This is a genomic window from Lapidilactobacillus wuchangensis, assembly GCF_003946645.1.
GTDB classification, from domain to species: Bacteria; Bacillota; Bacilli; order Lactobacillales; family Lactobacillaceae; genus Lapidilactobacillus; species Lapidilactobacillus wuchangensis.
The window spans coordinates 1-6,308 of record NZ_RHOU01000027.1 but is presented as its reverse complement, the minus strand read 5'-3'; the positions used below and the strand labels follow the sequence as shown (position 1 = coordinate 6,308).

Sequence of the window (6,308 nt, the reverse complement as noted above, 5' to 3'; positions counted from 1 at the left end):
AAAAATAGAGTTGTCGCACCGATTTTTTGTACTATTTAACTATTTATTACTGATTGAATTGAGTTGATAAATCTCGCGAACATCGCCTAATTGCTACAAAAGATTAAGTGTGCCACCTCAACTCCAGATGGAATGGAGGGCGTGGTTGTCAGCCGCCAAATTGTTCTTAGTGGCTGTGCCACTTAGAACAAGGCTTGTATTTGAGATTGTTGCACAGCAATAAGCTCAAATCAATGCCGGCCGCGTTCCACAACCAGCAAGCCCGGAATGGAGTCAGACGCCACTCTGTTTCACCATCTTCGCCAGGCCAATTAGCAACTACTTGCCTAAATAGGTATTCTTAGCCACTGACCAATCAATTACCTCACCAGCGCGCAATTTCTGTGCCAGCACAATCGTTTGGTCGGCGATAATACTTTGGGCATCAATGACATGGTAAGGATGTTCAGGTGCTTTTTCTTGGGCCAGCGATAATTCGGTGCAGCCTAAGACAATTACATTAACGCCAAACTTGTCATGCATTTGTTGCAAAATACGATGATATAAATCGTGATCAACAATATTCTTTTCTTTAATATCCTGATAAATCAGTTCGTTGACCATTGGTTGGATCGTTTCGTCACCAAATTCGACTTCAAATCCGGCTTGCTTGATTTCATTTTCATAAACGTGGTCAGCAATCGTCCCAGCAGTGGCGATTAAGCCGATCTTTTTTTCATTAGGATAATGTTGCTTTAAGTAACTGATTGCCGTCCGGGGCATATGCAACAATGGTACCTGTGTGACGGCCTGCAACTCGTCATAAAAATAATGGGCAGTATTACAAACCATGACGAAAAATGCTGGGTTCAATAAACTTTGCTGTTCCAAATCCTCCTTCAAATTAGGAAAGAAGTTTGGCTGCGTATGATCCAAAATATAACTGGTACGATCAGGCACGGTCGCATCATTAACTAACAAATAATTCAAATAATCTTGGTCACGATGAGCTGGTGTCCGTTGATTTAACAAACGCAAATAGCTTTCGGTCGCCATTGTGCCCATGCCACCAATAATTGTAAAGAAATCTTTCATAATTAGCCTCTTAATTTAGCAGCAACTGCCTTAGCGACAACCATATCAGTTGGCCAAGGTGTATTTACACCGCGTACTTTTTGTTCGGCATCGGAACCCTTGCCAGCCAACACAACAATATCGCCAGGTTTACTTTCAGTAATTGCTAAATCAATTGCTTTGGCCCGGTCTAATTCAACTGTCACGTCAACCTTGTTAGGATCGATCCCAGCAATAATTTGATCAGCGATATCTTGTGGCTCTTCAAAGCCAGGATCATCATTTGTAATAAAAGCTCGTTCTGCTAATTGGTTCAAGGCTTTCGCAAAACCTTCACGCCGAGAAACGCCCTTATCACCAGGGCTACCAACGACCACAATAATATGGGGATTGTGGTACTCCTTCTTGAAGAAGGATAATAGCGCAACCATGCTGGCATAATTATGGGCGTAATCAACATAAACGCGGCCATGGTCAGGAACGTCCAGTTTTTCCATGCGCCCAGGAATTTGCACGTTGGCAATACCTTTAGCCGTATCTGGATAAGTGGCACCTGCTAAGCCGGCACCAATAATCGCAGCACAAGCATTGCTTTCATTGTAATCGCCGATTAATTCCAGTTCATATTCGCCAGTGATTTTAAGTTGCTCCGCCTTTAAAGTACCTGCCTCTAATTTGAAGCGGCTCTTAGATAAGTCAGCCTCTTGCGAAGCAAAGCGGAAATCAATATCAATGCCAGCTGGTGCTTGGTAGTCGGCCGAAGCAAATAAATAAATACTGTCAGGCGAAGTCGTCGTGGTTGCGGCTGCATAAACTTCTTGGAAATAATCAGTTTCAGCGTTAATCACGCATTTCCGCGCATTGACTAACAGTTGCAATTTACAATGCAAATAGTCAGCAAAAGTTGGATGTTCATTAGGACCGATGTGATCTGGCGTAATGTTCAAGAAGAAGCCCACATCATAGGTTAAACCAAAGACCCGATTTTTCTTATAGGCCTGCGATGAAACTTCCATTACAAGATGAGTCATGCCATTATCAACAGCCTCACGCATGTCATGGAATAAGTCTAATGATTCTGGCGTTGTTAAGTCTGACAAAAATTGTTCTTCTGGTTTAGGGCCAACAACCCGCTCAACCGTCGAGAACATCGCCGTCCGATTATTAGTGACCGGTGCCAAAATTCCTCGTGTGAAATAAGCCGACGTGGTTTTACCTTTCGTGCCGGTGTAAGCCACAACAAATAAATCATCTTGAGGATAATCGTAGAAAGCCGCTGCCAATAATGACATTGCCTTGCGAATATTCCGCACGATCAAGGCGTGCATCCCATTGCCTTCAGCATAGGGTTGTTCAGAAACGTAAACAGTCGCGCCATTATTCTTAGCCATTTGTAAATAGATTGGCCGGAATTTAGCACCCTTGCAGAAGAAGATGCCATTTTCAGCAACTTTGCGCGAATCATAAGTAGCGCTGGTAAATTTCTGTGATAAATTATCTTGAATCGCACTACTCTTCAATAAGTGGTGCTCTTTTAAAATTAAAATGCAAGCTTCTAAGGTTAGCCCCATAATCTAACTCCCTTTACTGGTAAGTCTTCAGCCGTCAAGCGACTATTTAAGAACCGCAATCATTTACTCATTATAGCACGCGCCGACCGCCACCCGCAGCGGCAGCACTTTCTCATTTATTAAATAAACCAGTGATATTTTGCCATACTTTTTCCCACCATGTCAAAGCAGTCACGCCAGATTTGGCTAAAACTTTAACTTGAACGGTATTAGCGCCTTGCAAGAAGCCAGCACCAATTTGTGGCAATTCAATCGTTCCTAATTGGTCATACTTAGCAATTGGCGCAGCTTGGCTAGCGTCACCTTTGGCCAGCTTAAAGTCTAACTGTTTGGCAGTGGTACTCTTGGGTAAGTAGAGCTTAACAGTTTTGTCAGGCACAACGGCAACCGTCTTTTGCTTACTGTTGGTGACTTTAACTGCTGCTAAATGACTGCTAACTTTTTTTGCTTGGAACAGAGAAACTTGATGCCAGTTTTGATAAATACTATTCATCAGTGCAGCTGTTGCTGTGAACCGTTTGCCTTGGTCATCGGCATTGCCATCAGCATGCAAGACCACGGTAATGATCCGAAAACCATCTTTTTTAACGGTACCGACGAAACAATCGCCAGCTTGATCAGAAGTCCCGGTCTTAATACCATCTACAGGTAGGTCTTTCTGGGCAGCTGATTCCCCGGGCAGTAATAAATTCCACGTTGGATAAGTGGTGCCGTGGAAATCAATGCTTGTTTTGCTACTAGTCTCTAAAAATTCTGGAAAATCCGTGATCAAATGTTGGGCAACCATGGCCACATCGCGAGCTGACATTTTGTTTTCCGCATCAGCTGCTGTGCCGGCATAACGGTCATCACCTAAATAAGAATTGTTCAAACCACTGACATTGACGATTTCGTAATTCTTGGCGCCCCACTTTTGTAATTGCGCCCGCATAGCGTCAACGAAAGCTGTCTGGCTACCACTAACAGCATCAGCTAAGGCCATGATGGCGGCGTTAGCTGAATAAATCGTACTAGCTTCATACAATTCCTTAACGGTATAACTTTTATCAGTTTCGAAAGGAATATTGGATAAGTTCATGTTTTGACTAAGCGTGACAATTTTAGCCGAGGGTTTAATTTCTTGCGTCCACGACAACTTGCCATCCTTAACTGCTTGTAAAACTAGATACAGTGATAAGCTCTTGGACATCGATGCAATTGGCAACGAAGTATCGATGTCTTTAGCTGCCAAAATCTGACCACTATCAGCAGCAACCGCGATCCCTGCTTTGGCGGCAATTGTGGTTGCTGGTGCTTCAATTTGCTTAGTCGCGGCCTGGCTATAACTACCAGCTACCCCACTAAACCCAATAATAAAACTAACTAATAGGACTAAAGCGGCCCCTAATTTCGTACGTTGACCTTTCATTTGTTTCCTCCATTATTTACTTCTTCGTGCTTGGTTTTTAATTCTGGCCGTTTCTCAGTCACATCAACTGGCAAAATAATTGTAAATGTGGTTTCTTCAGTCGTTGAGGTGGCATAAATCTCACCACCATGCAGCTTCACAATACTTTGGGCAATGGCTAAACCTAGCCCTGAACCACCAGTGGTGACTGAACGTGAACCTTCAACGCGATAGAAACGCTCAAAGATATTCTGTAAATCAGCCGCTGGAATTGGTGAACCATCATTGCTGACAGTGACCACCACTTCATCTTTTTCCACATGGGCATCAAGAATGATTCGCGTGGCATTTTTGCCATATTTAAAAGCATTCGTAATTAAATTACTAAACACGCGAACCAGCTTGCTTGAATCAGCAGTCATGATAATCGGCCGCTTCGTCACCGCCACTTCGATCAACATCTGGCGCTTCTGAGCCTCTAACTCAAAGTCGGCCGAAAGTTGTTCCAGCATTGACACCAAATCGAATTGATGTAATTGCAGTTGGGCGTGGGATTGTTGTACTTTGGTGAATTCAAATAAGTCCTCAACCAAGGCCTTCATTTGTTTGGTTTTCTCATAGGCGATGTGATTGTAATGCAATAAATCAGCTTGGTCTTTATATTGGCCATTTTCGATTAAGCCCAAATAGCCAATAATTGACGTTAAAGGCGTGCGAATATCATGACTGACGTTGGTGATCAGTTCATCTTTACTGACTTCAATCTTGCGTTCTTCCGCCATCGAGCTGACCGTGCTATCAACCAGCGCATTAATACTCTCAATCACGCTGCTCAAGGAACTATTCACCTGCAAATTAATGCGATGATCCAAATGGCCATCAGTAATATAATGCAGTTCCGCCACAATATGACGCATTTGCATTTGCCGATAACGGCGATGCAAGCGCCAATAAACCACGATCACATTCATGACCCCTAATAAAGCGAGAAAAATCCATTCCCAACTCCAAAAATGCCACGGGCCAATTGTAATCGCTGATTTGATTTGATAAATACCGTCATTTAATTCTTGGTTGGAACTAATCGCTTGATTGATAATGACCACCACCGCGAAATCCATTAATAACAATAGACCAACGGTGACCACACCTTCAAAGAATAGTTCCCATTTTTCACTGGTTTTTAAAACAACTGGATGTGGTTCCATTAGGCGTTCACCTTGTACCCAACTCCCCAGATTGTTTCAATCACTTTCTCACCGCCAGTGGCTTCTTCGATTTTGTCACGCAAATGACTGACATGCACCATGACCGTCTTCGCTGAGACAATACTCTCTTGTTGCCAGACGCGTTCAAAAATCTCATCAGCAGAGAAAACGCGATTAGGATGGCTGGCAAGTAAATACAGAATGCCAAATTCTAGCGCCGTCAATTGAATGGGCACATTATTTAACGTCGTCACTTCATGAGAATCCTTATTGATCGTCAAAGGACCCACTTCTAAACTATCAGGTTCTTCTTTGGTCATTTGGGCATTGGCCCGCCGTAGCAACGATTTAACCCGAGCCATGACTTCTAGGGGATTAAATGGCTTGGAAACATAATCGTCAGCACCAGTAATCAATCCTTGAATTTTATCCATATCGGTTGTTTTGGCTGAGACGACAATAATCGGAATATCTGATTCCTTCCGAACTTCCTTGATCACGTCAATGCCTGACATATTGGGCATCATGATATCAAGAATCATTAACTTCACATCAGGGTTCGTGACCAGTTTCGTCAGTGCTTCCTTGCCAGTAAAGGCAGTCAGTGGTTCGTAGCCTTCGTTTTTGGCATAAATACTTAAGAGTTCAACAATTTCCTTATCATCATCAACAATTAAAATTTTCATTTTTCATCATCCTTATCCGCAGAAATCCATCAATGCGGTCAACTTACACAAACGTTAAGTCACTTTGTAAAAAATACTTATACAACTAACATTGTATCAAAGCGGCACTTAAATTTCTTTAAAGATTAAAGAAAAAAGCAGAATTGCACCTGACTGCATTCTGAGCTGCTTTGTCGTCATTCATTTGAGCTTATTGCAAACCAAAGTTCAAACCTATTTAAAATCTCGTCATGATGTTGAAACAGAATTGGTTCTGACTCCATTCCGGGCTTGCTGGTTGTGGAACGCGGCCGGCGTCGATTTGAGCTTATTGCTGCGCAACAATCTCAAATACGAGCCTTTGTCTAATTGCTAAAGCAATAAGACAAATTTGGCGGCTGACAACCACGCCCTCCATTCCGTC

5 protein-coding genes are annotated in these 6,308 nt (G+C 42.9%); all 5 read right to left on the bottom strand.

The genetic code is table 11. The features are described 5' to 3' along the window. Positions 1-318 precede the first annotated feature (318 nt). Positions 319-1,074 carry an aspartate/glutamate racemase family protein gene (locus tag EKM82_RS11030; RefSeq protein WP_125769434.1) on the bottom strand — a complete coding sequence of 252 codons (756 nt, stop codon included), beginning with the start codon at positions 1,072-1,074 and terminating at the stop codon, positions 319-321. Positions 1,075-1,076: 2 nt separating this feature from the next. Next, positions 1,077-2,624 carry a UDP-N-acetylmuramoyl-L-alanyl-D-glutamate--2,6-diaminopimelate ligase gene (locus tag EKM82_RS11025; protein ID WP_125769431.1) on the bottom strand — a complete coding sequence of 516 codons (1,548 nt, stop codon included), beginning with the start codon at positions 2,622-2,624 and terminating at the stop codon, positions 1,077-1,079. Positions 2,625-2,736: 112 nt separating this feature from the next. Next, a complete protein-coding gene (locus EKM82_RS11020) occupies positions 2,737-4,032 on the bottom strand; it encodes a serine hydrolase (RefSeq protein ID WP_125769428.1) in 1,296 nt (431 codons plus the stop codon). Further along, on the bottom strand, positions 4,029-5,219 hold the full coding sequence (locus tag EKM82_RS11015; RefSeq protein ID WP_125769425.1) for a sensor histidine kinase: 1,191 nt from the start codon (positions 5,217-5,219) through the stop codon (positions 4,029-4,031). The genes EKM82_RS11020 and EKM82_RS11015 overlap by 4 nt, the downstream gene beginning before the upstream one ends. Then, the gene (locus EKM82_RS11010) at positions 5,219-5,905 is read right to left on the bottom strand and encodes a response regulator transcription factor (protein ID WP_125769422.1); all 687 of its coding nucleotides are present in this window, start codon (positions 5,903-5,905) and stop codon (positions 5,219-5,221) included. Before EKM82_RS11010 ends, EKM82_RS11015 begins: the two co-directional genes overlap by 1 nt. Positions 5,906-6,308 lie beyond the last annotated feature (403 nt).

Excerpts from the sequence above, each read along its gene's own strand:
- EKM82_RS11025 (WP_125769431.1), bottom strand. The coding sequence starts at position 2,624 with ATGGGGCTAACCTTAGAAGCTTGCATTTTAATTTTAAAAGAGCACCAC.
- EKM82_RS11015 (WP_125769425.1), bottom strand. The coding sequence starts at position 5,219 with ATGGAACCACATCCAGTTGTTTTAAAAACCAGTGAAAAATGGGAACTA.
- EKM82_RS11020 (WP_125769428.1), bottom strand. The coding sequence starts at position 4,032 with ATGAAAGGTCAACGTACGAAATTAGGGGCCGCTTTAGTCCTATTAGTT.
- EKM82_RS11010 (WP_125769422.1), bottom strand. The coding sequence starts at position 5,905 with ATGAAAATTTTAATTGTTGATGATGATAAGGAAATTGTTGAACTCTTA.
- EKM82_RS11030 (WP_125769434.1), bottom strand. The coding sequence starts at position 1,074 with ATGAAAGATTTCTTTACAATTATTGGTGGCATGGGCACAATGGCGACC.